Below are 25,295 nucleotides of genomic sequence, written 5' to 3' on the forward strand. Positions count from 1 at the left end.
ACGACCGTCGGATCGGCCGCGGGTACCGACGCTGTCGTCCCGCGGGCCCATCTGCGGCTGCCCGCTAGGACGACGTCGAGCCCTCCGGCAGCGGGTAGATCGCGTTCAGGAACTGCTGCACCCAGGCGATGAGGTCGGTGTCGGCCAGCGGTTCGTCGCCGACGCGCGGCAACGGCACGATGACGGTATTCGTCTGGGCCAGGTACTTCGCGCCGGGATACATGCGTCGCAGCCGCGTCTGGATGGAGTCGGGGAGGTCGGCGGGCGTGACCCGCAGGTTCGGTCCGACGGCGATGAGGTCGCTGAGTCCCGAGCGCTGCGCACGCTGACGGAGCCGCGACACGGCGATGAGCGTACTCACCTGCGCCGGCGGCTCGCCGTATCGGTCGGCGAGTTCGTCGATCACGAGGTCGATCTGGCCGTCCTTGGCCGCAGGTCCGGACGCGGCCGACAGCTTCTGGTAGGCCTCCAGCCGCAGCCGCTCGCTGTCGACGTACTCCTCGGGGATGTGTGCGTCGACGGGCAGTTCGAGCCGGAGCTCGGTCTGCCCTTCGGCGACGTCGCCACGGAAGGTGGACACGGCCTCGCCGATCATGCGCAGATAGAGGTCGAAGCCTACGCCCGCGATGTGGCCGGCCTGCTCGCCGCCGAGCATGTTGCCCGCGCCGCGGATCTCGAGGTCCTTCAGGGCGACCTGCATGCCGCTGCCGAGCTCGTTGTTCGCCGCGATGGTCGAGAGCCGGTCGTGGGCGGTCTCGGAGAGCGGCTTGTGCTCGTCGTAGAGGAAGTACGCGTAGGCGCGCTCGCGGCCGCGACCGACACGACCCCGCAGCTGGTGCAGCTGGCTCAGGCCGTACTTGTCGGCGCGGTCGATGATGATCGTGTTCGCGTTCGAGATGTCGAGGCCGGTCTCGATGATCGTCGTGCAGACGAGGACATCGAAACGGCGCTCCCAGAAGTCGACCACGACCTGTTCGAGCGCGGCCTCGCCGAGCTGCCCGTGGGCGATGGCGATGCGCGCCTCGGGGACGAGCTCCGCGAGGTCCGCCGCGACGCGGCTGATGGACGAGACCCGGTTGTGCACGAAGAAGATCTGGCCTTCGCGCAGGAGCTCGCGCCGGATCGCCGCACCGACCTGCTTGCCGTTGTACGGACCGACGAAGGACAGGATCGGGTGGCGGTCCTCCGGTGGCGTCGCAAGCGTGGACATCTCCCGAATGCCGGTGACCGCCATCTCGAGCGTGCGCGGGATCGGGGTCGCGCTCATCGCCAGGATGTCGACGTTCGTCTTCAGCTTCTTGAGGGCGTCCTTGTGCTCGACACCGAACCGCTGCTCCTCATCGATGATGACGAGGCCGAGGTCCTTGAACTGCACCTTGTCGGTCAGCAGACGGTGCGTCCCGATGATGACGTCGACCGTGCCGTCGGCGAGTCCGGCGAGCGCCTCCCGCGCCTCCTTGTCGGACTGGAACCGGCTGAGCGGCCGCAGGTGCACGGGGAACCCGGCGAACCGCTCCTGGAAGGTCTCGAAATGCTGCTTGACGAGCAGGGTGGTCGGCACGAGCATCGCGACCTGCTTGCCGTCCTGGACGGCCTTGAACGCGGCACGGACGGCGACCTCGGTCTTCCCGAACCCCACGTCGCCGGAGAGGAGGCGGTCCATCGGGATCTCGCGCTCCATGTCGGCCTTGACCTCGTCGATGGTCTGCAGCTGGTCGGGGGTCTCCGCGAACGGGAACGCCTCCTCGAGCTCACGCTGCCACGGGGTGTCCGGACCGAAGGCGTGCCCCTTCGACGCCATGCGCGCCGAATAGAGCTTGACCAGCTCGACGGCGATGTCGCGGACGGCCTTGCGCGCCTTGCTCTTCGCCTGCGACCAGTCGCTGCCGCCCATCTTGCTGAGCTGCGGAGCCTCGCCGCCCACGTAGCGGGTGAGGAGGTCGAGCTGGTCCGTGGGGACGAGCAGCTTGTCGCCCGGGTAGCCGCGCTTGGAGGGTGCGTACTCGAGCACGAGGTACTCGCGGGTGCTCTTCACCGGGTTGCGTCCACCGCTCGAGACCTCGCGTTGGGTCATCTCGACGAACTTGCCGATGCCGTGGGTCTGGTGCACGACGAAGTCGCCGGACCGGAGCTGCATCGGGTCGACGACGTTCTTGCGTCGGGTGGCGAGCTTCTTGACCAGGCGCGAGTCGTACCCGGCGGTGCGCCCGTAGAACTCGGTCTCGCCGAGCAGCATGAGCTTCGACGTCTCCAGCTCGAAGCCGCCCTCGACGTCGGCCTGCAGCAGGTAGGCGACCCCGGGCTCCGGGTCGGCCGGCAGCTCGTCGACCATGCGGGCCGCGATCTCGTGCTCGGCGAGGACGTCCGCCGCACGCTCGACGAGACCGACCCCGCGGGCGGCGACGATGACCGTCCACCCCTCGCGGATGCGGTCGGCGACGTGTTCGATGGCGCCCTCGACGTTGCCGTGGAAGCTCGGCACGGTGTCGCCGGAGACCGTGACGGTGAGGAGCTCGTCGAGTTCGAGGTGTTCCGGTAGCGTCTCGACGTCGGGGCCGGCGCGGAAGCCGCTGAACGTCCACCACGGGTGGTCGGGCGTCGGCTGGCCGGGAGCGCTGAAGGTGACGGACTCCTTCAGGGCGCCCAGCGAGATGAAGTCGCCGGAGGCGAGGTCGATCGGCGCGTTCGCACCGACGGTCGCGGCGCTCCATGCGGCGGCGAGGAACTCGCGGTTCGTCTCGGCGAGGCTGATCGACCTCGTGACGACGCGCTCCGGCGAGACGACGGCGATGGCCGCTCCATCCGGCAGGTAATGGGTGATCGGGACGAGGCGGTCGACGAGGGCCGGGGAGAGCGACTCCATGCCCTCCACCGCGATGCCCTCCGCGATCTTCTCGAGGATCCCGGTGAGGCTCGGGAACTCGTGCTGCATCTCCGCGGCGCGCTGCCGGACGGCCGGGCTGAGGAGCAGCTCACGGGACGGCGGCAGGCGGATCGCGTCGACCGGCTCGGGCAGCGAACGCTGGTCGGCGACCGAGAACGCCCGGATGCCGTCGACCTCGTCGCCGAAGAACTCGACCCGGTACGGGTGGTCGGCGACCGGCGGGAAGACGTCGAGGATGCCACCGCGCAGCGCGAACTCACCACGCCGCGACACCATGTCGACCCGGGTGTACGCGAGTTCGACGAGGCGCAGCGCGATCGCGGCGAGGTCGTGTCCGCGACCGCCCTGGACGAGTTCGATCGGAGCGGTCTCGGTGAGGTTGTCGGCCACGGGCTGCAGCGCGGCGCGCACCGACGCGACGAGGAGGAACGGCCGCTCCCCCGCCCAGGCGCCGAGCCGCCGCAGCGCCTCCAGGCGTCGGCCGACGATCTCGGCGCTCGGGCTGAGGCGCTCGTGCGGCAGGGTCTCCCAGGCCGGGAACTCGACGATCTCGGCCTCTGGCATGAGGTCGCTGAGCGCGGAGCGGAGCCGCTCGGAGTCGCGGCCGGTCGCGGTGACGACGAGGGCCGCCTGGGCGGCACCCTGCCGACCGCGCTCATCCATGAGCGCCGCGAGGAGCGGTGCACGCAGCCCGTCGATCACGGAGAAGTCCGCGCTCTTGCCCGCGTACGCGAGGGCATCGTCGATCGTTGCGGCGCGCCGAAGCGCGTGAGTCAAACCCTGAAGCGTCACCGGGACAGCCTACGCCGAGCCACCGACACCCATGACCCCATCGCCCACCGGCCACCGCTGTCAATCGGCTGCGGACGACGCGTCACGCGGCATCCTCTCGCGCCGGACGCGTCATGATTGACCCATGACGAGCACGGAGCCCCGGTCAGACCGACACCCCGAACGGACCGGCGGCTTCCCGCTCCCCCCGATCCGCCAACCGATCCGCCGGATCGGAGCGCGGACGTTCGACTTCTCGAAGCAGGTCGCGGTCATGGCGATCATCAACCGCACCCCGGACTCCTTCTTCGACCAGGGCGCGACGTTCTCACTCGACCGAGCCGTCGACGCCGCCGTGACCGCCGCAGAACAGGGCGCCGACTGGGTCGACATCGGCGGAGCCAAGTTCGCCCCCGGGCCGGAGATCCCCACCGCCGAGGAACTCGACCGCGTGCTCCCCGTCGTCGAGGCGCTCGCCGCACGGAGCGACGTCGTCATCTCCGTCGACACCTTCCGCCCCGAGGTGGCGGCGGCCTGCATCGCGGCGGGCGCCTCCGTCATCAATGACACCACGGGGATCCACGACCCGGCGCTCGCGGACGTCGTCGCCGCGAGCGAGGCCACCCTCGTCATCACGCACAGTCTGGCCAGGCCGAGGCAGCCGCATCCCCGCCCCCACTACGACGACGTCGCCGGTGAGGTCGCCGCCTTCCTGACGGCCCGCGTCGACCTCGCGCTCTCCCACGGCGTCCCCGAGTCACGGCTCATCGTGGACCCCGGGCACGACCTCAACAAGAACACCGTGCAGACGCTCGAACTCACCCGCCGGTTCGACGAGATCGCCGCGCTCGGCCTGCCGACGCTCGCCGCGGTGTCGAACAAGGACTTCATCGGCGAGTCCCTCGACCGCCCGAAGTCGGAACGTCTCGAGGGGTCCCTGGTGTCCGCTGCGGCGTGCATCCTCCTCGGCGCCCGCATCGTCCGGATGCACGCCGTGCCCGAGTCGATCGCGACCGTGCGGATGACCGAGGCGATCCTCGGCTTCCGTGCACCGGTGGCGCCCGTCCACAATGTCTGATCCGGAACCCTCGAGGAGTCACATGAGCATCCCCAGCATCACGAGCCTGGTCCCCGCGCAGGACCGACCGCTGTCGGTCGAGGAGCTCGTGGCGGCCTACACCGTCGAGGACCGCTCCGCCACGACCGTCCGCGTGAACTTCGTGACGAGCCTTGACGGTGGAGCGACCGTCGACGGCGTCTCCGGCGGGCTCGGCGGCCCGGCTGACAAGACCGTGTTCGACATCCTGCGTCGACTCTCCGACGTCGTGCTCGTCGGTGCCGGAACCGTGCGCGACGAGGGCTACGGTGCCATGCGGCTCGACGTCGACGCCGCGGCGTGGCGCGACGACCACGACCTCCCCCTGCACCCGGTGTTCGCGATCGTGTCGGGCTCGCTCGACCTCGACCTCCGCTCGGAGGTCTTCACCCAGGCACCGGTCCGGCCGCTCGTCGTGACGACCGACCGCGCCGACCCCGCGAAGCGCGCGGCACTCGAGGCGGTCGCCGACGTGGTGGCGTGCGGCGACGAACACGTCGAACCGGCGCGTGTCGTCCAGGCACTCTCCGACCGCGGCCTGCGGCAGATCCTGTGCGAGGGTGGTCCGGCACTCTTCGGCTCGTTCATCGCTGCCGACGCCGTCGACGAACTCTGTCTGACGATCAGTCCGTCGCTCGTCGGCGGGGAGAGTGTCCGGGTCTCCGCGGGTCCCGCGTCCGAAGCACCGCGACCGATGCGGTTGCAGCACCTCCTGCGCTCGGATGAGCTGCTGATCTCGCGGTACGTACGCGCCTGAGCCGTCGGCTCCCCTCTCATCGGACTTCCATCCCTCGATCGTCTGATATCCCAGAAGATCAGCACTGCTACGCTGGCGGCCTCCCCCATCCGATGATTTCTTGGGATGCTGCATGCGCGTTTCGACCAGCCCACTCCGTCCGATCCTGACCACGGCACTCGTGCTGGCGGTCGGTTGGACCCTCTCGATGATCCAACCGGCGCCGGCAGGAGCGACGGCCTCCGAGCCACCGACTGACGCAGCAGGCACTCCACGCGGTGAGGTCTTCCACGAGGACTTCGAACGCGCACCCGACACCGGTACGCCCATGTCGGTGCGCGACTACCTGGGCCGTTCGGACCTCCGGTTCGACGCCGACGACTTCTGGACGGACCGAGTGGCGTGCAACGGCTTCATCCTGTCCGCCTCGATGACGGGCGCCGAGCCCGGTGACTGCCTGGACGCCGCGAGCGCCGTGGCGAACGTCCGTGCCCTCGCCGGAGTACTGGGCGTCCTCAACGGCACCGATCCGGGGACCAACTCCGCCGTTGCGGCCTACACCCAGACGAACGGTCCCGACGGCGCGGTCGAACTGGAGACGACCACGCCGATCCCACTGGCGACCGGCACCGGCCGCTTCCTGACCGCCTCCGTGAACGTCGCGTCCCTGAACTGCTTCGCAGCGGTGCCGACCGCACTGCAGCTGGCGCTGCGGACCCCCGACGGCGTCGAACACCCGGTGTCCGAGCAGACGATCGACCCCTGCACGGACGACCGCGCCGAATCGCTCAGCCACGGCGGCGTCTCCGCTCGTGCCGGGCACTTCGCCGGCGATGCCTCGATGCTGGTGGACGCGGCGGCGATCGGTGTCGTGATGCGCAACGATCACGGCGGCGGATCGGGCAACGACCACGCCTTCGACGATCTGAGCATCATCGACGTGACCCCGACCCTCGATGTCGAGCTGTCGCAGGACACCGCCTTCGTCGGGGACACGATGCGTCTCCGCTTCGTCGTGCGCAACACCCCGGAACTCGCCGCGAAGGCCGGTTGGTCCGTGCAGACGGCCTTGCCTGGTGGACTCGCAGTCGCCACCGATCCGCGAGTGACCGCGAGCTGCTCGGCGGAGGTGACCGCTCCGGCGTCCGGGGCCGACATCGCGTTCACCGGCGACCTCGCGGCGGGCGAGGAGTCCTGCACGATCGAGGTCGACGCAACACCGGTCGCTCGCGGCGCGCTGACCGTCACCGTGGCGGGAGACGCCGTCCGTGGGCTCGACCTCGGCTCACAGCCCGCCCTGACCGCCATCGACCGGGTCGCGATCGAGAGCCCGGCATCGGGCGCCCTCGTCGAGTCCTCACGACCGATCTTCGCCGGAACGGGCGAGCCGGGCGCCGGCATCACCGTGCGCGACGGCGAGGGCCACACCCGGTGTGAGACCACCGTGGACCCGGCCGGCCGGTGGAGTTGCGCGAGCACCGAGGTCGTCGAGTCCGGCGAGGCGGTCGTGCGCGTGGAGCAGACCGCCGCGGGGCTCAGCAGCACGGACGAGACCACCTACCGCGTGATCGTCCCCGCGCTGGCCGTTGAGGGCACCGTCCGCCTCGAGATCCAGGGTGCCGACGGATCGTGGGTTCCGGTCGGGGGCGAGACCGTGATGACCGACCCCGGTGACCGCTTGCGTGTCATCGCGACGGTCACCAACACCGGCGAGAACGCGCTGGGCGACGTCACCCTCGCGGAGACGCCGGACACCCGCCTCACCTGCAGCAGCGAGTTCATCGAGCCTGGTGCCTCAACGGTATGCACCAGCAGCGAGCCGTTCGTCCTGACACCGGAAGCCCTCGACGACGGCTCGTTCGTCCACGCGCTCGAGGCGGTCCTGACCGGATACTCGCGCGCATCGGACCGCGCCGACACCGGTCGCCTGCCACTCCCGGACGCACCCCGCGTCTCGACTGGGGCGCTGCACACCTCGCTCGGCATCGTGTGGAGGGTCGCACCGCTCGAACCGCAGGCGCCGTTGGTCCGGACGGGAGCCGAGGTCCCGCTCTCCACTGCGCTGCTCATCAGCGGACTGCTCCTGGTGGGCGCGGTGCTCGTCGGCGCCAGCACGCGCCAGGGCCGACGCGTCCGCTCACCGCGCGGCTGAGCGGGCGTCAGGCGCCGTGGAAGCGGGTCTGTGCAGCCAGCAGGCCCTCGTTCACGAGGAGCTCGACCGCATCGGCCGCGTCGGAGACCAGCAGGGGAAGCTGCTCCCGCTCGGTTCCCGCGAAGTCCTTGAGGACGAAGTCGGCGGCGTCCTGCCGACCCGGCGGCCTCCCGATCCCGACGCGGACGCGCAGGAACTCTGGGGTCTTCAGCGCTGAGGCGATGTCGCGGATGCCGTTGTGCCCACCGTGCCCGCCGCCCTGCTTGAGCTTGATCGAGTCGAACGGGATGTCGAGCTCGTCGTGGACGGCGATGACGTGGTCGGGGTCGACGGAGAAGAACTGGGCGAGCGCTGCGGTGGGGCCGCCGGAGAGGTTCATGTAGCTGTTGGGCTTGCCGAGGACGAGCTTCGGGCCGCCCGGCACGAGCCGCCCCTCGGCCACGCGCGCGTTGCCCTTGTGAGTCTTGAAGGTTCCGCCGATGCGCTTCGCGAGCTCGTCGAGGACCATCTGCCCGACGTTGTGCCGGTTGCGGGCATACTGCTCGCCCGGGTTCCCGAGCCCGACGATGAGCCACGTGTCTGCAGCCATGCTGCCTTCCTGATCGAACGCCTCGGCTCGACCGGTGAGACCGGCCAGAAACCGAGCGAACCTGCCGCCTGCCATGCACCGAGACTATCGGGGCGGGCGGGCGACAGGTTCGTCTGCTGGAGTGGTGACTACTCCGCGGCCTCGGCTGCGGTCTCCTCGGCGGCGGCCTCAGCGGCCTCCGTCTCCTCGTCCGCCGGAGCGGCCGGGACGGTGATCGCGACGATGAGGACGTCGGCCTCGGTGATGAGCGAAGCGCCCTTCGGGAGCTCGAGGTCGCCGGCCAGGATCTGGGCGCCCTCTTCGAGGCCCTCGACGCTGACGGTGACGCGCTCAGGGATGTGGGTCGCCTCGACCTCGAGGCTCACCGTGGTGGCGTCCTGGTTGAGGATGGTGCCGGCGGCGGACTCGCCCTCGATGGTCACGGGGATGTCGACCTGGACCTTCTCGCCCTTCTTGACCACGATGAGGTCGAGGTGCTCGATGATCTGGCGCACGGGGTCCTTCTGGACGTCCTTGACCAGCGCGAGCTGGCCCTTGCCGGCGATATCGAGCTCGAGCACCGCGTTGGACTTGCGGAGGATGAGCAGCATCTGATGGCCGGGCAGCGAGACGTGCACGGGCTCGGTGCCGTGGCCGTAGAGCACGGCGGGGATCTTGCCGAGGGCACGGAGCTTGCGGGCTGCGCCCTTGCCGAACGATTCGCGGAGTTCCGCGGTGACCTTCAGGTCATCGGACATGATGTTCTCCTCACGGGTCTTGCACCCGGTTGGTCGTGCCGCGACGATGCGCGGCGGAATGGATGAGTCAACTCGAACGCGTATCTGCGTGAGGAAAAGCCGGAAGCCAGACCACCGCGTCGATCACGGAAGCTGCCACGGGCCGCTTCCCTCGCCGAAGTTCAGTGGGAGAGTCTATCGCACCGCGCTGAGGCCCGCGACCGCCTCGTCCACGATCTCGTCGACGGTGGCGTCGACGTCCACCACGAAGCCCGGTTCGTCGGCGTCCAGGTCTTCGAGGAGTGCGAACTGCGAGTCGAGGAGCGACGGCGGCATGAAGTGACCGCTCCTGCCCTCCATCCGGCGTCCGAGCACCTCGCGCGAGCCGTGCAGGAGCACGAACCGCACCCCTGGCGCCTCCGCGAGGATCGCCTCCCGGTAGGCCCGTCGGAGTGCGGAGCAGGCCATCACGAGCCCGGTGTCCGAGGCGTCGGCGAGTGCTTTGCCAACGAGGGCCAGCCAGGGCCAGCGGTCGGGGTCCTCGAGCGGCGTTCCGGCGGCCATCTTGCGCACGTTCTCGAGCGGGTGCAGGGCGTCGGCGTCGACGAAGGGCACCCCGAGCCGGTCGGCGATCAGCACCCCGGTCGTGCTCTTCCCGGACCCGGACACGCCCATGACGACGACGAGCGGTGCATTCACACGGAACCCCCTGTGGTCTCCGGCCGATGGCCGGGCGGCCGGCTCGCCCGACCCGCACAGCACGATACCGGACACCTCCGCACGGTCCGCTCGGACCTCACCTGCACGCGGGGTCATTGAGAGGTGGAGCGACACCTCCCTTTGCTACGGTTGCAGGACGGGCCGTGCCCGGATCGACGAGGGTGTCGCCGCTGTCCTGCAGCCGCCCCGTCGACTCCTGAGCACTCGGAACGCTTCCCGCATCACCCACTCTGAAGGAGAACCACATGGTGAACACCGCCGAAGCTCGCGCCAACATCGGCGTCGTCGGTCTGGCCGTCATGGGCAGCAACCTCGCACGCAACCTGGCGAGCCGCGAGGGCAACACGGTCGCCGTGTACAACCGCTCCCCCGAACGCACCGACCTGCTCGTGAGCGAGCACCCTGAGGCCGGCTTCGTCGCGTCGAAGACCATCGAGGAGTTCGCCGCGTCGCTCTCGAAGCCACGTACCGCGATCATCATGGTGCAGGCGGGTAAGGGCACCGACGCCGTCATCCAGCAGCTCACCGAGGTCTTCGAGCCCGGCGACATCATCGTCGACGGCGGCAACGCACTCTTCACCGACACCATCCGCCGCGAGAAGGCCGTCCGCGAGACCGGCATCAACTTCGTCGGCGCCGGTATCTCCGGCGGCGAGGAGGGCGCCCTCAAGGGACCGTCGATCATGCCGGGCGGCTCCGCCGAAGCGTGGGAGACCCTCGGCCCCATCCTCAAGTCGATCGCTGCGATCGCCGAAGGCGAACCCTGCGTCACCCACGTCGGCACCGACGGCGCCGGCCACTTCGTCAAGATGATCCACAACGGCATCGAGTACGCGGACATGCAGCTCATCGCCGAGGCCTACGACCTCATCCGTCGCGGCACCGGCAAGTCGCCGGCCGAGATCGCGGAGATCTTCGCCGAGTGGAACCGCGGCACGCTCGAGAGCTACCTGATCGAGATCACCGCCGAGGTCCTCAAGCAGGTCGACGCGAAGACGGGGCAGCCGCTCGTCGACGTCATCCTCGACCAGGCCGGCGCCAAGGGCACCGGCGCGTGGACCGTGCAGACGGCACTCGACCTCGGCATCCCGGTGTCGGGCATCGCGGAGGCCGTGTTCGCCCGTTCGCTGTCGTCGAAGCCGGCGCAGCGCGCAGCGGCCCGCGAGCTCGCGGGCCCGTCCGAGGAGTGGACCGTCGCCGACCCCGACCAGTTCGTCGAGGACGTGCGCCAGGCGCTCTACGCGTCGAAGATCATCGCCTACTCGCAGGGCTTCGACGAGATCGTCGCCGGTGCCGAGCAATACGGCTGGGACATCAAGAAGGGCGAGATCGCGAAGATCTGGCGCGGCGGCTGCATCATCCGTGCACAGTTCCTCAACCGCATCACCGAGGCCTACGAGGAGAACCCCGAGCTGGTCGCCCTCGTGACGGCGCCCTACTTCAGCGACGCCGTCGCTGAGGCGCAGGACAGCTGGCGCCGCGTGGTCGTCGCAGCCGCTCAGGCGGGCATCCCCTCGCCGGCGTTCTCGTCGTCGCTGTCGTACTACGACGGCCTCCGCGCCGAGCGTCTGCCCGCAGCGCTCGTCCAGGGCCAGCGCGACTTCTTCGGCGCGCACACCTACAAGCGCGTCGACCTCGACGGCACGTTCCACACCCTCTGGTCGGGCGACCGCAGCGAGGTCGAGCAGGCGGGCTCGAGCCACTAGCCCACGGCCTGCAGACGCAGAACGGCCGGGCCGAGTTCGGACCGGGCGTTCTGCGTACCAGCGGAGGGTGACGGGATTACGCGGCGCCGTCGAACATGCTCGTCACGGAGCCGTCGTCGAAGACCTCGTGGATCGCGCGGGCGATGAGCGGCGCGATCGAGAGGACGGTCAACTTGTCGAAACGCTTGGCCTCGTCGACCGGCAGCGTGTCGGTGACGACGACGGAGTCGATGGCGTCGCTCTGCAGGAGCTCGACCGCCGGGTCGGAGAACACCGCGTGGGTGGCCGCGACGACGACGCCGATGGCGCCGGCGTTCTTGAGCGCCTCGGCCGCCTTGACGATCGTGCGTCCGGTGTCGATCAGGTCGTCGACGAGCAGACAGACCCGGCCCTCGACCTGGCCGACGATCTCGTGGACGCTGACCTGGTTGGGGACCAGCGGGTCGCGGCGCTTGTGGATGATGGCGAGCGGCGCACCGAGCTTGTCGCTCCAGATGTCGGCCACACGGACGCGGCCCATGTCGGGCGAGACGACCGTCAGCGTCGACGCGTCGAGCTTCGCTCGGAAGTGCTCGAGGAGGACCGGCATCGCGAAGAGGTGGTCGACGGGACCGTCGAAGAAGCCCTGGATCTGCGCGGCGTGGAGGTCGACCGACATGATGCGGTCGGCACCGGCGGCCTTGAAGAGGTCGGCGACGAGGCGGGCCGAGATCGGCTCGCGTCCGCGACCCTTCTTGTCCTGGCGCGCGTACGGGTAGAACGGGGCGACCACGGTGATGCGCTTGGCGCTCGCCCGCTTGGCCGCGTCGACCATGATGAGCTGCTCCATGAGCCACTCGTTGATCGGAGCGGTGTGCGACTGGATGACGAAGACGTCGGTGCCGCGGATGCTCTCGTCGTACCGGGCATAGATCTCGCCGTTGGCGAAGGTCCTGGCATCGGTGGGGAGGAGCTCGGAGTCGAGCTCCGCCGCGATCGCCTCGGCGAGTTCCGGGTGGGCTCGTCCGGAGACGAGAACCAGCTGCTTCTTGTTGTCCGCCGTGATGCCTGACACAGACCCTGCCTTCTGCCGGAATCCTCCGGCCTCACTCACGAGTCGACGTTACCAGCCGCAGCCGTGTCGTCCGACACGGCATCCACGGTCGGTGCCGCCGAGGCAGCGCCGGCAGCCGTTGCAGCCGCCGTACCCGGGCGCTTCTGCTCGACCCAGCCCTCGACGTTGCGCTGCTGCGCGACCGTCAACGCCAGCGCCCCTGCCGGGACGTCCTTGCGGATGACGGTGCCGGCTCCGGAGTAGGCGCCGTCGCCGACGCTGACCGGGGCGACGAGCGTGTTGTGCGCGCCGGTACGGACGTGCGATCCGATGGTCGTGCGGTGCTTGTGCACACCGTCGTAGTTCGAGGTGATCGTTCCGGCACCGACGTTCGACTCGACGCCGATCTCGGTGTCGCCGATGTAGCTGAGGTGCGGGACCTTGCTCCCCTCACCGATCTGCGCGTTCTTCGTCTCCACGAAGGTGCCGATCTTGCCGCGCTCGCCGAGCACCGTGCCGGGTCGCAGGTAGGCGAACGGCCCGACCTCGGCACCGGCACCGATGACCGACAGCGTCGCGTCCGTGCGGCGGACGCGCGCACCAGCGCCGACCTCGGTGTCGATGAGCGTGGTGTCCGGACCGATCGTCGCACCGGACTCGACGACCGTCGCGCCGAGGATCTGCGTCCCGGGAAGCAGAGTGACGTCGGCGTGCAGCCGCGCCTTGATGTCGATCCACGTCGTGGCCGGGTCCTGGACGGTCACGCCGGCGAGCTGCCAGGCGCGCACGAGGAGGGCGTTCAGCTTGGCAGCGGCGGCGCTCAGCTGGGCGCGATCGTTGATGCCCTCGACCAGCCAGGAGTCACTCACGGGGAGCGCCGAGACCTCGGAGCCCGCGCGTCGCAGCAGGCCGATGACGTCCGTGAGGTACTTTTCCCCCTGGGCGTTGTCGGTGGTGACCTCGGCGAGCGCGTCGCGGAGCTGGCTCACGCCGAAGAGGTAGACCCCGGCGTTGATCTCGTTGACGGCCCGCTCGGCGTCGGTGGCGTCCTTCTGCTCGACGATGTAGTCGAGCGCCCCGGCCTCGGTGCGGATGATGCGTCCGTAGCCGGTCGCGTCGTCGGGCATGGCCGAGAGGATCGTCGCCGCGACGTCGTGGTTGCGGTGGCGTTCGATGAGCGTGGTGAGCGTGGCGGCGTTCAGCAACGGGACGTCGCCGTTGACCACGAGGACGTCGCCGTCGAAGTCGTCGGGCAGCGCCAGGAGCGCCTGCTCCACCGCGCGACCGGTGCCGGGCACCTCGTCCTGGTCGACGATGGTCGCGCCCGGGAGCTCCGACTCGATGGCCTCGACGAGGCGGTCGCGCTCGTGGCGGACAACGGCGATGACGTGCCCGGCGTCGAGCGACCGGGCGGTCGCCAGCACGTGGCCGACGATCGGCACGCCGCCGAGCGGGTGCAGGAGTTTCGGCAGCGCCGACTTCATGCGGGTTCCCTGGCCAGCAGCCAGGATGATGATGGCCAGACGGTCGTCGGTCACGTGTGCTCCCCCTCGGTCCGGGCACTCGCCCGGTCGGTGATCGGTCGCTCCGCCACCAGGATTCGAACCTGGACCGAACAGCTCCAAAGGCTGCCGTGCTGCCGTTACACTATGGCGGACCACTCAGCCTGACGGCGGAGCGTGGTCAATTCTGCCATGGATGTGCCGCCTCGGAATCAGCTCGCGGCGGCCGATCGAGCCCCGACGCCCGCGTGCCTCGATAATGGTGGGATGCCAGCTAGCACCGATGAGGTCGACCGGATCGTCGACGCCTGGAACCGCGAGCGCCCGGACCTCGACTTCTCGCCCCTCCAGATCCTCTCCCGTGTCGCCCGGCTGTCACGCCACCTCGACCGGGCGCGTCGGGCGGCCTTCACCCGGTCGAACCTCGAGCCGTGGGAGTTCGACGTCCTCGCCGCACTCCGGCGCGCCGGCTCCCCCTACCGACTGAGTCCGAAGGCCCTGCTGCTCCAGACGCTCGTCTCGAGCGGCACGATGACGAACCGCATCGACCGCCTGGTCGAGCGCGGACTCGTCGAACGCCAGGGCGACCCCAACGACGGCCGCGGCATCCTCGTGCAGATGACGAACGCGGGACTCAACACGGTCGACGCGGCCATCACACGCCTCGTCGACGCCGAGGCGGACCTGCTCGACGGCCTGAGCTCGACCGAACAGGCCCGACTGACCGTCCTGCTGCGGAAGCTCAGCCTCGACTTCGACTAGCGGAGCACGCTCGGTCACTGAGCCTGTCGAAGTGCGCCCTTCGACAAGCTCAGGGACCGGGTGGGGTGGCTCAGGGACCGGACCGGGGGGCTCAGGGACCGGTCAGCGGCGGAGGATCTTCCGGGCCAGCCAGTTGCCGAAGAACTGGATGAGCTGCACGAGCAGGATGATGATGATCACCGCGGCCCACGTGACGACCGGCTCGAACTGCCGGAAGCCGTACTGGATCGCGAAGGCACCGAGCCCACCGCCGCCGATGAAGCCCGCGACCGCCGACATGTCGACGATGACCACGAACACGAAGGTGTAGCCGAGGATCAGCGGACCGAGCGCCTCCGGGAGGACGATGCTCAGCAACGTCCTGAGCCGGCTCGCACCCGCGGCACGCGAGGCCTCGATGACGCCGGGCGACACCGTCAGCAGGTTCTGCTCGACGATCCGGCTGATGCCGAAGGTCGCCGCCAGGGAGATGATGAAGATGAACGCGTTCGCACCGATGCCGGTGCCGATCACGAGTCGTGAGAGCGGCTGGGCGGCGGCCAGGAAGATGATGAACGGGATCGGCCGGAAGATGTTCACGATCACGTTGAGCACACCGTAGAGCACCGGGTGCGAGTACAGGTTGCCGGGCCGCGTCACGTAGAGGCCGGTGCCGACGACGAGTCCAGCGATCCCACCGAAGAGCAGGCTGAAGGAGACGAGGTAGAGGGTCTCGACGGTCGCGTCGCCGAGCTTCGGGAGCAGATCGATCAGTGCATCCATGTCAGCGCACCTCCGTCACGGTTGCCTGGGATCCGATGGCGGTCAGCGCCCCGTCGATCGTCTGGTCGTCGCCGCGGAGGGCGAGGGTCAGGTGGCCGAACGCGCGACCCTGGATGTCGTTGATCCCACCGTAGACGAGCTCGAAGTCGACGCCCGCCTGCGCGAGCGTGAGGAAGACGCCCGCCTGCGACGCGTCGCCGTCGCGGAAGGACAGGGTGACGATGCGCCCGACGTGTCGTTCCTTGAGCACCGCCAGCTCGGCCGGTGACGGGACGCCCTTGATGACCGTCGACACGAAGCGCTTGGACGCGGCGTGCTGCGGGTCGGAGAACACCTCGAAGACGTCGCCCTGCTCGATGACCTTGCCGCGCTCCATGACGGCGACCTTCGTCGCGAGCGACTGGATCACCTCCATCTCGTGGGTGATGACGACGATGGTCACACCGAGGTCGCGGTTCACCTGCTTGAGCAGCGCGAGGACCTCCTGGGTGGTCTCGGGGTCGAGGGCGCTCGTCGCCTCGTCCGCGAGCAGGATCCGGGGCGAGGTCGCGAGCGCGCGAGCGATGCCGACGCGCTGCTTCTGGCCGCCGGAGAGCTGGTCGGGGTAGTTGTCGGCCTTGTCGGACAGCCCGACGAACTTCAGCAGCTCATCGACCCGGGTGCGGATCTCCGCGCGGGGACGTCCGGCGACCTCGAGCGGGTACGCGATGTTCTTCCGCACCGACTTGGAGTTGAAGAGGTTGAACTGCTGGAAGATCATCCCGATGCCGAGGCGGAGGTCGCGGAGACCGCGCTCCGAGAGCGTCGTCACCTCGGTGCCGTCGACGACGATGCTCCCCGACGTCGCGGGCTCGAGCGCGTTGATGAGGCGGACGAGCGTCGACTTGCCGGCTCCCGAGTAGCCGATGATCCCGAAGACGTCACCGGCCTCGATGTCGAGGTCGACGCCGTCGATCGCGGCGATCGGTGCGGCGCCCTTCTGCGGAGACGGGTACCGCTTCGCGACGTCTCGGAGGCTGACGAGTGGCATGGGGGTGTCCTCGGTGTGTCGGGTGATCAGGAGGCGGTGAAACGACGAAGCGTTCCTGTGGAAGCGGATGACAGCCTCCCACAGGAACGCTCTGAACGTCGGATCAGCCCTTGGCCTTGATGTCCTTCTGGACGGTCTCGAGCGACTTCACGAGGTCCTTGACCGGGGTCTTCAGCGGAACCGCGGTACCGCCGGAGTTCTCCACGACGCCGGCGACGACGGACTTCGTGTCCTGGTAGATCTTCACGAGCTTCGCGTAGGTCTCGTTGTCGGCGTCGGCGGCCTTCGCGGCGAAGATGTTGACGTACGGCAGCGCGTTCGGGTCGGACGGGTCGTCCTCGGCGATCGCGTCGGACGCCTTCAGACCGGAGTCGTTGATGAAGTCGTTGTTGATGATCGCGCCGGTGACGTCAGGCAGCGAGGTCGGCGTCAGCGAGGCCTCGAGCGAGGTGACGGTGACCTTCGACTTGTCGGCGATGATGTCGTCCGGCGTCGAGAAGATGTTGCCGCCGTCCTTCAGCTCCAGCAGGCCTGCGGACTGCAAGACGAGGAGCGCACGAGCCTGGTTGCTCTCGTCGTTCGGGATGGCGATCGTGTCGCCCTTCTTGATGTCCTTGACGCTGTCGACCTTGGTCGAGTAGAGGCCGAGGGGGTAGATCGCAGTCGAACCGATCGGCGTGAGGTCCTCACCGGACGCCTCGTTGTACTGCGCGAGGTAGACGATGTGCTGGAACTGGTTGAGGTCGATCTCGCCCTCGGTCAGTGCCGGGTTCGGCTGGGTGTACTCGCCGAAGTCGACGATGTCGACGTAGATGCCGTCCTTCTCGGCGGCCTCCTTGTACGTCTCCCAGTAGGGGTCGCTCGCGCCGACGACGCCGATCTTGACGGGGTTCGCCTCGGTGCCCTTGTCTTCAGCGGCGGCGCCTGCGCCCGAGCCGCCGGCGCATCCGGCGAGGAGCGCGATGGCGGGGATGATGGCCAGTCCGGCCAGAAGCTTCTTCGAGAAGGTCATTGCTGTGATTCCTCTTTCGGGTGGTGCGCGCCGGTGGACGCTGATTCGACGGTACGTCGGCCTAGCAGGGATGACGAACCGGTGCGTAACACTTCGGAACAGAGCGACGATCGAGGTGATCCGGCCGCCGCGAGTGGACTACTCGACGAGCTCGGAGAGCTCCAGCCAGCGGACCTCGAGCTCGGCGATCTCGCCGTACATGGCCTGGATCTTGGCGCCGAGCGCGGTGATCCCGGCGAAGTCGCTCTGGTCGTGGACCGCGACCTTCTCGTGGGCCTGCTCGATCTGACCGTTGAGCTTGTGGAGCTTGCGGTCGATCGCCTTGATCTCCTGCTGCGCGTTCCGGAGCTCCGCACCGCTCAGCTTCGGCGTCTTCTTGGTCGGGCCACCGCCGGAGGCCGTCGGGCGGTCGTGCTCCTGGGAGCGGCTGCCGGCCGTCCCGGCGTTGAGCTCGAGGTACTGGTCGATGCCGCCGGGCAGGTGCCGGAAGTGGCCGTCCATGATCGCGTACTGCTGGTCGGTCACCCGCTCGAGGAAGTACCGGTCGTGCGAGACGACGAGCAGGGTGCCCGGCCACGAGTCGAGGAGGTCCTCCATGGCGGCGAGCATGTCGGTGTCGAGGTCGTTGGTCGGTTCGTCGAGCACGAGGACGTTCGGCTCGTCGAGCAGGATGAGCAGGAGCTGCAGGCGGCGGCGCTGGCCACCCGAGAGGTCCTTCACCGGCGTCGACAGCTGCGCACTCGTGAAGCCGAGGCGTTCGAGCAGTTGCCCCGGGGTCATCTCCTTGCCGCCGGCCACGTAGCTCGTGCGCTTGCGCCCGATGACGTCGCTCACGCGGTCCTGCTCGTACTCGGCGAGCTCGTCGAGCTGCTGCGTGAGTGTCGCGACCTGCACGGTCTTGCCGCGCTTGACGCGACCCTCGGTCGCTTCGACCTCGCCGGTGACGAGCCCGAGGAGGGTGGACTTGCCGGCGCCGTTCACGCCGAGGATGCCGGTGCGCTCGCCCGGGGCGATGCGCCACTCGACGTCCTTGATGACCGTCCGGTCGCCGTAGGACACCGTGACGTCGAGGATGTCGACGACGTCCTTGCCCAGGCGGGCGGTCGCCATGCCGGCCAGCTCGACCGTGTTGCGCACGGGCGGCTCGTCGGCGATGAGCGCGTTGGCGGCCTCGATGCGGAACTTCGGCTTGGCCGTGCGGGCGGGAGCGCCACGGCGCAGCCAGGCGAGCTCCTTCTTCATGAGGTTCTGGCGCTTGGCCTCGGACACCGCGGCGGAGCGGTCGCGCTCGACGCGCTGCAGGACGTACGCCGCGTACCCACCCTCGAAGGGCTCGACGATGCGGTCGTGCACCTCCCACGTGGCCGTGCAGATGGCGTCGAGGAACCACCGGTCGTGGGTCACGACGAGCAGGCCGCCGGAGTTCTTCGACCAGCGGCGGTTGAGGTGCTGCGCCAGCCAGGTGATGCCTTCGACGTCGAGGTGGTTCGTCGGCTCGTCGAGGAAGAGGATGTCGTGGTCGCCCACGAGCAGGGCCGCGAGCGCGACCCGGCGGCGCTGACCACCGCTCAGGTCGGCGACGAGGGCGTCCCAGGCGATGTCGGAGGCGAGGCCGGAGATGACGTCGCGGACCTTCGGGTCGCCCGCCCACTCGTGCTCGTCGAAGCCGCCGACGATGGTCTGTCCGACGGTCTTGTCGTGGTCGAGGGTGTCGGACTGGTCGAGCACGCCGACCGTGACGCCGTTGCGCACCGTCACGCGTCCGGAGTCGGGCTCCTTGCGGCCGGCGAGGAGGCCGAGGAGCGTGGACTTGCCGTCGCCGTTGCGGCCGACGATGCCGATGCGGTCGCCCTCGTTCACCCCGATCGTGATGCCGTCGAAGACGACCTTGGTCGGGTACTCGAGGTGGAGCGCTTCAGCGCCGAGAAGGTGTGCCATATCCGGTCAACGATACCGGGCCCGGGCGTCGACCACCGCCCGTGCACCGTAGGCTGCACGGGTGCCTCTGTTCTCCCGTTCCCGCCGGCTCCCGTTCGGCCGTCGCGACGCCCGGATCACCCTCCTCGACAAGCGGACGCTGCGCTACGAGCTCAGCGTCGACGACATCCCGCAGTCGGTGGTCTCCCTCGCGGATCCCCGCTTGCTCGAGTACCCGTACATCCGGCACATCGCCCGCGTGATCGACGCCGAGGCGCCGGCGGGCGAGGAGCTCTTCGTCGTCCACCTCGGTGCCGGCGCGCTGACGCTCCCCCGCTATGTCCAGGCGACCCGTCCGGGATCGCCACAGCTCGTCGTCGAGTTCGAGCCGGAGCTGTACACCGGGATGCTGGACGCGCTGCCGCTCCCGGACGGCCACCGGGTCGAGGTCCGCTTCGGTGATGCCAGGGCCGTCGCGGACGAGCCGATCGACGAAGCCACCACCACCGACGCGGACGTCACGGCGTGGCGGGACGCGAAGGTGACCGTCGTCGACCTCTGGGACGCCGCGGTGATCCATCGTCGGGTCGCGAGCCTCGAGTTCTACCGCCGGGTGGCGGCGCGGTCCGCGGCCGACGGCGTGATCGCGGTGAACCTCCTCGACGGCAGCCCCTTCGACTACTCCCGGCGCCAGGCGGCCACCCTCCTGACGGTGTTCGCTCACGTCGCCGTCGTCCTCGACTTCGATCCGGTCGACGACGAGGGCCCGCTCGGCAACGTCGTGATCTTCGCGAGCGACAGCCAGCTTGCCGCCGTCACGCACCCGCAGTTGTTCGGCGCGCCGGCGCCCGTCCAGTTGCACGGCGATGCCCTGGCCGCCTGGATCGACGGAGCGACGATCATGACCGACGCCGACGGCGAGGACTCCCCCGACCCGGACGACCCCCGCTGGGACTGAGCGCCCTCCCTTTGCGCGCCCCCACGATTGCGCTACGGTGGGCGTAGCGCAACGGACCGACCCGACCGGATCCTGCCGCGCACGGAGGAGGTTGGTCGGTGCCCGTCTCCCGACGCGTCTCCCGCGCTCAACAGATGAGTGACCGCATCCTCGACGCAGCGCTCGACCTGATGCGATCCCGCGGCTCCGTCGCCGTCAACATCGAGGCGGTCGCCGAGACCACCGGTGTCGCGAAGACGACGATCTATCGGCGCTACCGCAACCGCTCCGAGCTGCTCACGGCGGCTGTTGCGCGCGCCATGGAGACCCCGGTCGAGATCCCGGAGGACCTCTCGACCTACGACACCTTCACCTGGCTGCTCCATGAAGCCCGCGCGATGATCGAGGACGTGGTGGGCCGGGGCACGATCGCGTCGATCCTGCTCCAGGACGACCCGGAGTTCTCGACGCTGCTCCGCGACCTCACGAGGAACCGGGCGCGCGCGCTGTCCAACCTGGTGGACGAACGGATCTCCACCGGCGATCTGAAGCCCGGACTCGACGGCCGCCTCGTCGCGACCCTCCTCCTCGGCGCGGTCCTCGGACAGCTCGTCCGCGGCGCCGACATGGACGACGACTGGGCGGACCAGGTCCTGTCCGTCCTCTGGCCGGCACTGGCCGCATGACGCGAGGCAGCACCCCGCCGCACGCTGCGGTGATCTACAACCCGACGCGCATCCAGCTCGAGCGCGTGACGAGGCTCGTCGACGCCGCGGCCGCCGAGGCCGGCTGGGGCCCGACGAGCTGGATCCCGACCCGCGAGCGGTCGACCGCGGTCGACCAGGTCGCGGAGGCGCTCGGAGACGGCGCGTCGCTCGTGATCGCCGCCGGCGGCGACGGGACGGTCCGCGAGGTGGCCGGGGCGATGCGTCACACCCGGACGCCGTTCGCCGTCGTCCCCGTCGGCACCGCGAACCTCTTCGCCCGGAACGCCGGGATCCCGATCGACACGGCCACCGCGGTGCGGGCCGCGTTCACCGGAGAGGACCGGAGCGTCGACGTCGGGGTCATCGAATACCGGAACCCCGACGGCGTCCGGCGCAGCACCCCGTTCCTCGTCATGTCGGGCTTCGGCGTCGACGCGGACATGGTGGCCTACGCCGACCCCGTCCTGAAGCGCCGCTTCGGCTGGATCGCCTACGTCGTCCCGATCATCCGCGGGCTCTTCCGCCGCGAGCGCCCTCGCGTCTCCTGGAAGGAGGACGGCGGACCGATCCGGAGCGGACGGACGCACACGATGTTCGTCGGGAACTGCGGCACGGTCTCGGCGGGCCTCGACGTCCTCCCCGACGCACTCCTCGACGACGGTGTACTCGACGTCCTGATGGTGCGGTCCCTCGAGGGGTGGGACGGGGTCCGGGTCACGCGCTGGCTGCACCGCGCGAACAATCCCGTCGCCCGGTTCTCCAAGGGCAGACGGACACGGGGCAGCCGCGTGCAGCCGAGTGCCGTCGAGACGGCCGGCTCCGCCGGAGGTGCGCTCCGCTACCTGCGCGTGCGACGGATCGACGTGACGGTCTCACCGCCCGCCGAGTTCCAGGCAGACGGCGACGGCATCGGCCTGGTCTCGGCGGCCAGGCTGACCGTCGACCCCGGTGCGCTCATCGTCCGACTACCCGCGACGGCGGCGCGCTCGGGTCGGCTCCGGCCCTGAGCCCGCCCTTCGACAGGCTCAGGGACCGGAGGAACGGCTCAGGGACCGAAGACCGCGCATGGACCGGAGGAACGGCTCAGTCCGCGAGGATCTTGCCGGGGTTGAAGTTCGAGCCGGGGTCAGCACTGTCGAAGAGGCCGCGCATGATCGCGACGCCCTCGGTCGAGATGTCCTGTTCCATCCACGGCGAGTGCTCGACACCGACCGCGTGGTGGTGCGAGAGCGTGCCACCGTGGTCGACGAAGGCCTGCTGGATCGCCGACTTGACCTGCTCGTACTCGCCGATCGGGTCGTCGCCGGTGATGAACGCGAAGGTGAAGTACAGGCACGCACCGGAGTGGTACGAGTGCGAGAGGTGGCACATGATCCACCCGTGCACCCCGAGCTTGTCGTACGCGGCGTTGGCGGCGTCGTTCGCGGCGTCGTAGACCTCCTGCAGGCGCGACCAGGGCGCTGCGGTCTCCGAGACGTCGGCCGCGGCTCCGCGGTCGAGGAGGAAGTCGCGCAGGTACGGGGTGTCGAACTTCTTCTGGTCGTAGAGGGCACCGGGGCCCTTGCCGACGCCGATGCCGCCGTGCTTCCGGACGATCGAGCCGACGAGGCCCTTCTCGTATCGCACATGGGACGCGCTGCCCTCGTAGCCGATGAAGGAGAGGCACAGCTGCTCGAGATCCCAGCCTCTGGCTGTGAGCACCTTCATGAGGCCCTTGGTGACCTGCGCCGAGACGCCGGTGCTGGCCTTGCGGGTCGCGAGCGAGAAGCCGCTCTCCCGGGCGTTCGACACCCGGGTGACCGAGGGGCTGGCGTCGCTCTCCGCGATCTCGTGCATCGCCGCGAGCCCGGCCTCCCAGGTGGGGAAGAAGTAGCCGAGGACCTCGCGGACGGCGGGCGTCCGGTGGACCTGCACGGTGACCTCGGTGATGATGCCGAGTCGACCCTCGCTGCCGATGATCATCTCGCGGACGCTCGGCCCGGTCGAGGCACTCGGCACGGGGCGGATCGCCACGATGCCGTTCGGGCGCACCATCCGCAGGCCCTTGGTGATGTCGGCGATGTCGCCGTACTTGTCGGACTGCATGCCCGAGGAGCGGGTCGCGACCCATCCGCCGAGCGTGGAGTGCGTGAAGCTGTCGGGGAAGTGGCCCATCGTCCAGCCCTTGGCGCCGAGCTGTTCCTCGATCGAGGGGCCCTGCGCACCGGCCTGGATGGTGGCGAGACCGGAGCCCTCGTCGATCGACAGGACGCGGTCGAGCCGGCCGAGGTCGAGCGAGATGATGACCCGCTCCTCCGTCGGCTGCGGGTCGAGCGAGCCGGCGATGTTGGTGCCACCGCCGAACGGGATGATCACGGCGTCTGCGGCGACGGCTGCAGCGACGACCGACGCGACCTCGGCCTCGTCAGCCGGGTAGACCACGAGGTCGGGCGTGCGGGGCAGGTCGTTCGCGCGGATCCGGAGCAGGTCGCGGATGCTCTTGCCGTAAGTGTGGACGACGCGTTCCTGGTCGTCCGTGGTCACGTGACCCTGACCGACGAGCGTCGAGAGTTCGGCGATGAACTCCTCGGACGCGCGCGATGCTGGGACGGTGAGCTCGTCGAAGCTGAGGTGTGCCTGCGCCGGCTTCCGGAGGTCGAGACCGACGGCCTGCTTCACGAACGGCGCGAAGTCCGGCTTGTTGCTGTGCTCGAAGGCGACCCCTTCGACTCCCCAGCCCCACCACTTCATGTGCTCCACAGACGTCATCCGGCTTCCTTTCGTGGTGTGTCGATCGAAACGTGTGCTCCCGGCTCGACCGAAGCGCGCAGCGCGACGATCTCGGCGACGACGCGGTCCATGAGCTGGACGGGCGTCTCGTTCGGCTGCGGGTGGATCGGTTGCCCGAAGACGACACGCACCGGCGGTCGTCCGGGGACGGGCCAGTTGCGACCCTTCGGCATGGCGGAGTGGGTGCCGAGGACAGCCACCGGGAGGCAGGGGATGCCCTGGCGCGTGGCGAGTGCCGCGGCACCGGGCTTGAACCGGCCGAGCTCACCCGTCCGCGATCGGCCGCCCTCGGGGAAGATGAGGATCGGGACGCCGGCCTCGAGCAGCTCCCGTGACACGCCTGCACGCTTGCGGTCACCCGAGCGGTCGACCGGGAACGCGTTGAAGAAGAGCGCGGCGAAGATGCGGCGGGCGGGGACGTCGAAGAAGTAGTCGGCGGCGACACCGGCGGCGAGGTAGCGCGAGAGCCGACGTGGCATCGCCCCGACGACGAGCGGTGCGTCGAGGTGCGACTGGTGGTTGGCGACGACGATGTACGGACCGGTCACGCCCGACAGGCGCTCGCGACCCGTCACCGTCACGCGGGTCAGCGACCAGACGAGCGGCTTCAACAGCAGACGCTGGGCGACGAACCGCGCGTTGGCGTGGAGGGAGGAGGTGAACCGCGGCTCTGCGGTCATCGGTGGGCTCCTGACTGGGCGGCGTTGGCGGCTCGACGGCTCGAGGACATCCGGCCGGAGATCCACCGGATGGACGCACGGGGCGCGAACTTGACGAGGGCCATGAGGGCCTTGAAGCGGAAGCTCGGGATGGAGACGACGACCCCTCTCCCGGCGTCGCGGAGGGCGTCGGCGACGAGCCGGTCCACATCGATCCACAGACCCGACGGGATCGATCGGGTGCTGATACCGGCGCGATCGTGGAACTCGGTGCGGACCCACCCGGGGCACAGGGCCGTGACGCGGACACCCGAGCCGGCGAGCTCGACCGCGAGCGCCTCGGTGTAGGTGGTGACGAACGCCTTCACCGCCGAGTAGCCGCCGGTGGTGATGTACCCCGCCGTGCTCGAGACGTTGATGATGGTGCCGCGTCCGCGTTCCCGCATGGCGCGGGCCGCGGCGCCCGAAAGCGTGGCGACGCTCCGACACATGACCTCGATCGCGGTGTCGAGCTCGCTCGTGTCGGGATCGGTGAGGCGGGCGTGCACACCGAACCCGGCGTTGTTCACGACGACCTCGATCGGCGACGCCTGATCCTCGATCCGTGCGGCGAGTCTCGCGACGTCGGCGCGGTCCGAGAGGTCGGCACTGATCACCTCGACGGTGCGACCGGTCGCGCGCAGCCGCTCGGCCGATCGCTCGAGCCGCCCGACGTCACGGGCGACGAGCACCAGGTCGAAGCCCCGTCCGGCGAGCGCCGTGGCGAACGCGGCACCGATGCCGGACGTCCCACCGGTGACGAGAGCTGTAGCCATGGGGATCAGAATACGCTACG

The 25,295-nt window shown here is 69.6% G+C and carries 21 protein-coding genes and 1 tRNA gene; 8 read left to right on the forward strand and 14 right to left on the reverse strand.

Features of this window, described 5'->3' with window-relative positions; translation table 11 throughout:
- Positions 1–64: 64 nt before the first annotated feature.
- The gene (gene mfd / locus IFU30_RS11825) at positions 65–3,676 is read right to left on the reverse strand and encodes a transcription-repair coupling factor (protein ID WP_192005279.1); all 3,612 of its coding nucleotides are present in this window, start codon (positions 3,674–3,676) and stop codon (positions 65–67) included.
- A gap of 124 nt (positions 3,677–3,800) precedes the next feature.
- On the opposite strand from mfd, the gene folP reads away from it, so the two are divergent.
- The 3 genes from folP (at position 3,801) to IFU30_RS11840 (ending at position 7,639) form a co-directional block, all read left to right on the forward strand.
- Positions 3,801–4,733, forward strand: a complete 933-nt coding sequence (gene folP, locus IFU30_RS11830) for a dihydropteroate synthase (protein ID WP_192005280.1) — start codon at positions 3,801–3,803, stop codon at positions 4,731–4,733.
- Between the two features lie 22 nt (positions 4,734–4,755).
- Positions 4,756–5,508: a pyrimidine reductase family protein gene (locus tag IFU30_RS11835; protein WP_192005281.1), complete on the forward strand. Its 753-nt coding sequence runs from the start codon at positions 4,756–4,758 to the stop codon at positions 5,506–5,508.
- A 112-nt stretch (positions 5,509–5,620) separates the two neighbouring features.
- Complete coding sequence (locus tag IFU30_RS11840; protein WP_192005282.1) at positions 5,621–7,639, forward strand: DUF7933 domain-containing protein; 2,019 nt, start codon at positions 5,621–5,623, stop codon at positions 7,637–7,639.
- 7 nt (positions 7,640–7,646) lie between these two features.
- Here the strand turns inward: IFU30_RS11840 and pth are convergent, their stop codons facing one another.
- The 3 genes from pth to IFU30_RS11855 all read right to left on the reverse strand — a co-directional run bounded on the left by pth (position 7,647) and on the right by IFU30_RS11855 (position 9,643).
- Positions 7,647–8,228, reverse strand: coding sequence for an aminoacyl-tRNA hydrolase (gene pth, locus IFU30_RS11845; protein WP_159878155.1), 582 nt, complete (start codon positions 8,226–8,228; stop codon positions 7,647–7,649).
- A gap of 128 nt (positions 8,229–8,356) precedes the next feature.
- The gene (locus tag IFU30_RS11850; protein ID WP_079705465.1) at positions 8,357–8,965 is read right to left on the reverse strand and encodes a 50S ribosomal protein L25/general stress protein Ctc; all 609 of its coding nucleotides are present in this window, start codon (positions 8,963–8,965) and stop codon (positions 8,357–8,359) included.
- Positions 8,966–9,139: 174 nt separating this feature from the next.
- Positions 9,140–9,643 carry a gluconokinase gene (locus IFU30_RS11855; RefSeq protein WP_229938709.1) on the reverse strand — a complete coding sequence of 168 codons (504 nt, stop codon included), beginning with the start codon at positions 9,641–9,643 and terminating at the stop codon, positions 9,140–9,142.
- Positions 9,644–9,909: 266 nt separating this feature from the next.
- Here IFU30_RS11855 and gndA point away from each other — a divergent pair, with 266 nt between their 5' ends.
- Positions 9,910–11,370, forward strand: a complete 1,461-nt coding sequence (gene gndA / locus IFU30_RS11860) for an NADP-dependent phosphogluconate dehydrogenase (RefSeq protein ID WP_079001993.1) — start codon at positions 9,910–9,912, stop codon at positions 11,368–11,370.
- A 76-nt stretch (positions 11,371–11,446) separates the two neighbouring features.
- On the opposite strand, the gene IFU30_RS11865 is transcribed toward gndA, so the two are convergent.
- The 3 genes from IFU30_RS11865 to IFU30_RS11875 form a co-directional block, all read right to left on the reverse strand.
- Positions 11,447–12,424 (reverse strand): ribose-phosphate diphosphokinase, encoded by a 978-nt coding sequence (locus tag IFU30_RS11865; RefSeq protein WP_079705464.1) that lies wholly within the window; start codon positions 12,422–12,424, stop codon positions 11,447–11,449.
- Positions 12,425–12,459: 35 nt separating this feature from the next.
- Complete coding sequence (glmU, locus tag IFU30_RS11870; RefSeq protein WP_124768955.1) at positions 12,460–13,941, reverse strand: bifunctional UDP-N-acetylglucosamine diphosphorylase/glucosamine-1-phosphate N-acetyltransferase GlmU; 1,482 nt, start codon at positions 13,939–13,941, stop codon at positions 12,460–12,462.
- 47 nt (positions 13,942–13,988) lie between these two features.
- Positions 13,989–14,060 (reverse strand) — tRNA-Gln (locus IFU30_RS11875).
- Positions 14,061–14,172: 112 nt separating this feature from the next.
- Here IFU30_RS11875 and IFU30_RS11880 point away from each other — a divergent pair.
- Positions 14,173–14,667, forward strand: coding sequence for a MarR family winged helix-turn-helix transcriptional regulator (locus IFU30_RS11880; RefSeq protein WP_064296482.1), 495 nt, complete (start codon positions 14,173–14,175; stop codon positions 14,665–14,667).
- A 102-nt stretch (positions 14,668–14,769) separates the two neighbouring features.
- Here the strand turns inward: IFU30_RS11880 and IFU30_RS11885 are convergent, their stop codons facing one another.
- From IFU30_RS11885 to IFU30_RS11900, 4 genes are all read right to left on the reverse strand, one after another.
- On the reverse strand, positions 14,770–15,429 hold the full coding sequence (locus tag IFU30_RS11885; RefSeq protein WP_064296483.1) for a methionine ABC transporter permease: 660 nt from the start codon (positions 15,427–15,429) through the stop codon (positions 14,770–14,772).
- 1 nt (position 15,430) lies between these two features.
- Positions 15,431–16,459, reverse strand: a complete 1,029-nt coding sequence (locus IFU30_RS11890; RefSeq protein ID WP_079705461.1) for a methionine ABC transporter ATP-binding protein — start codon at positions 16,457–16,459, stop codon at positions 15,431–15,433.
- A gap of 103 nt (positions 16,460–16,562) precedes the next feature.
- A complete protein-coding gene (locus tag IFU30_RS11895) occupies positions 16,563–17,471 on the reverse strand; it encodes a MetQ/NlpA family ABC transporter substrate-binding protein (RefSeq protein ID WP_192005283.1) in 909 nt (302 codons plus the stop codon).
- Between the two features lie 138 nt (positions 17,472–17,609).
- Positions 17,610–19,409, reverse strand: a complete 1,800-nt coding sequence (locus IFU30_RS11900) for an ABC-F family ATP-binding cassette domain-containing protein (RefSeq protein WP_192005284.1) — start codon at positions 19,407–19,409, stop codon at positions 17,610–17,612.
- A 61-nt stretch (positions 19,410–19,470) separates the two neighbouring features.
- Between IFU30_RS11900 and IFU30_RS11905 the strand changes: the two genes are divergently transcribed.
- The 3 genes from IFU30_RS11905 (at position 19,471) to IFU30_RS11915 (ending at position 22,039) form a co-directional block, all read left to right on the forward strand.
- On the forward strand, positions 19,471–20,346 hold the full coding sequence (locus IFU30_RS11905) for a fused MFS/spermidine synthase (protein ID WP_192005285.1): 876 nt from the start codon (positions 19,471–19,473) through the stop codon (positions 20,344–20,346).
- Positions 20,347–20,480: 134 nt separating this feature from the next.
- Positions 20,481–21,011: a TetR/AcrR family transcriptional regulator gene (locus tag IFU30_RS11910; RefSeq protein WP_192005286.1), complete on the forward strand. Its 531-nt coding sequence runs from the start codon at positions 20,481–20,483 to the stop codon at positions 21,009–21,011.
- Complete coding sequence (locus IFU30_RS11915) at positions 21,008–22,039, forward strand: diacylglycerol/lipid kinase family protein (RefSeq protein WP_192005287.1); 1,032 nt, start codon at positions 21,008–21,010, stop codon at positions 22,037–22,039. Before IFU30_RS11910 ends, IFU30_RS11915 begins: the two co-directional genes overlap by 4 nt.
- A gap of 76 nt (positions 22,040–22,115) precedes the next feature.
- Here the strand turns inward: IFU30_RS11915 and IFU30_RS11920 are convergent, their stop codons facing one another.
- Genes IFU30_RS11920 through IFU30_RS11930 form a run of 3 tightly spaced genes read right to left on the reverse strand, consistent with a single transcriptional unit; the run spans position 22,116 to position 25,275 of the window.
- The gene (locus tag IFU30_RS11920) at positions 22,116–23,780 is read right to left on the reverse strand and encodes an FAD-binding oxidoreductase (RefSeq protein ID WP_192005288.1); all 1,665 of its coding nucleotides are present in this window, start codon (positions 23,778–23,780) and stop codon (positions 22,116–22,118) included.
- Positions 23,777–24,481 (reverse strand): lysophospholipid acyltransferase family protein, encoded by a 705-nt coding sequence (locus tag IFU30_RS11925; protein WP_192005289.1) that lies wholly within the window; start codon positions 24,479–24,481, stop codon positions 23,777–23,779. Before IFU30_RS11925 ends, IFU30_RS11920 begins: the two co-directional genes overlap by 4 nt.
- Positions 24,478–25,275: an SDR family NAD(P)-dependent oxidoreductase gene (locus tag IFU30_RS11930; protein WP_159878143.1), complete on the reverse strand. Its 798-nt coding sequence runs from the start codon at positions 25,273–25,275 to the stop codon at positions 24,478–24,480. The genes IFU30_RS11925 and IFU30_RS11930 overlap by 4 nt, the downstream gene beginning before the upstream one ends.
- Positions 25,276–25,295: the final 20 nt, after the last annotated feature.

The organism is Plantibacter sp. CFBP 8798 (genome assembly GCF_014841195.1).
Taxonomy (GTDB): Bacteria; Actinomycetota; Actinomycetes; order Actinomycetales; family Microbacteriaceae; genus Plantibacter; species Plantibacter auratus.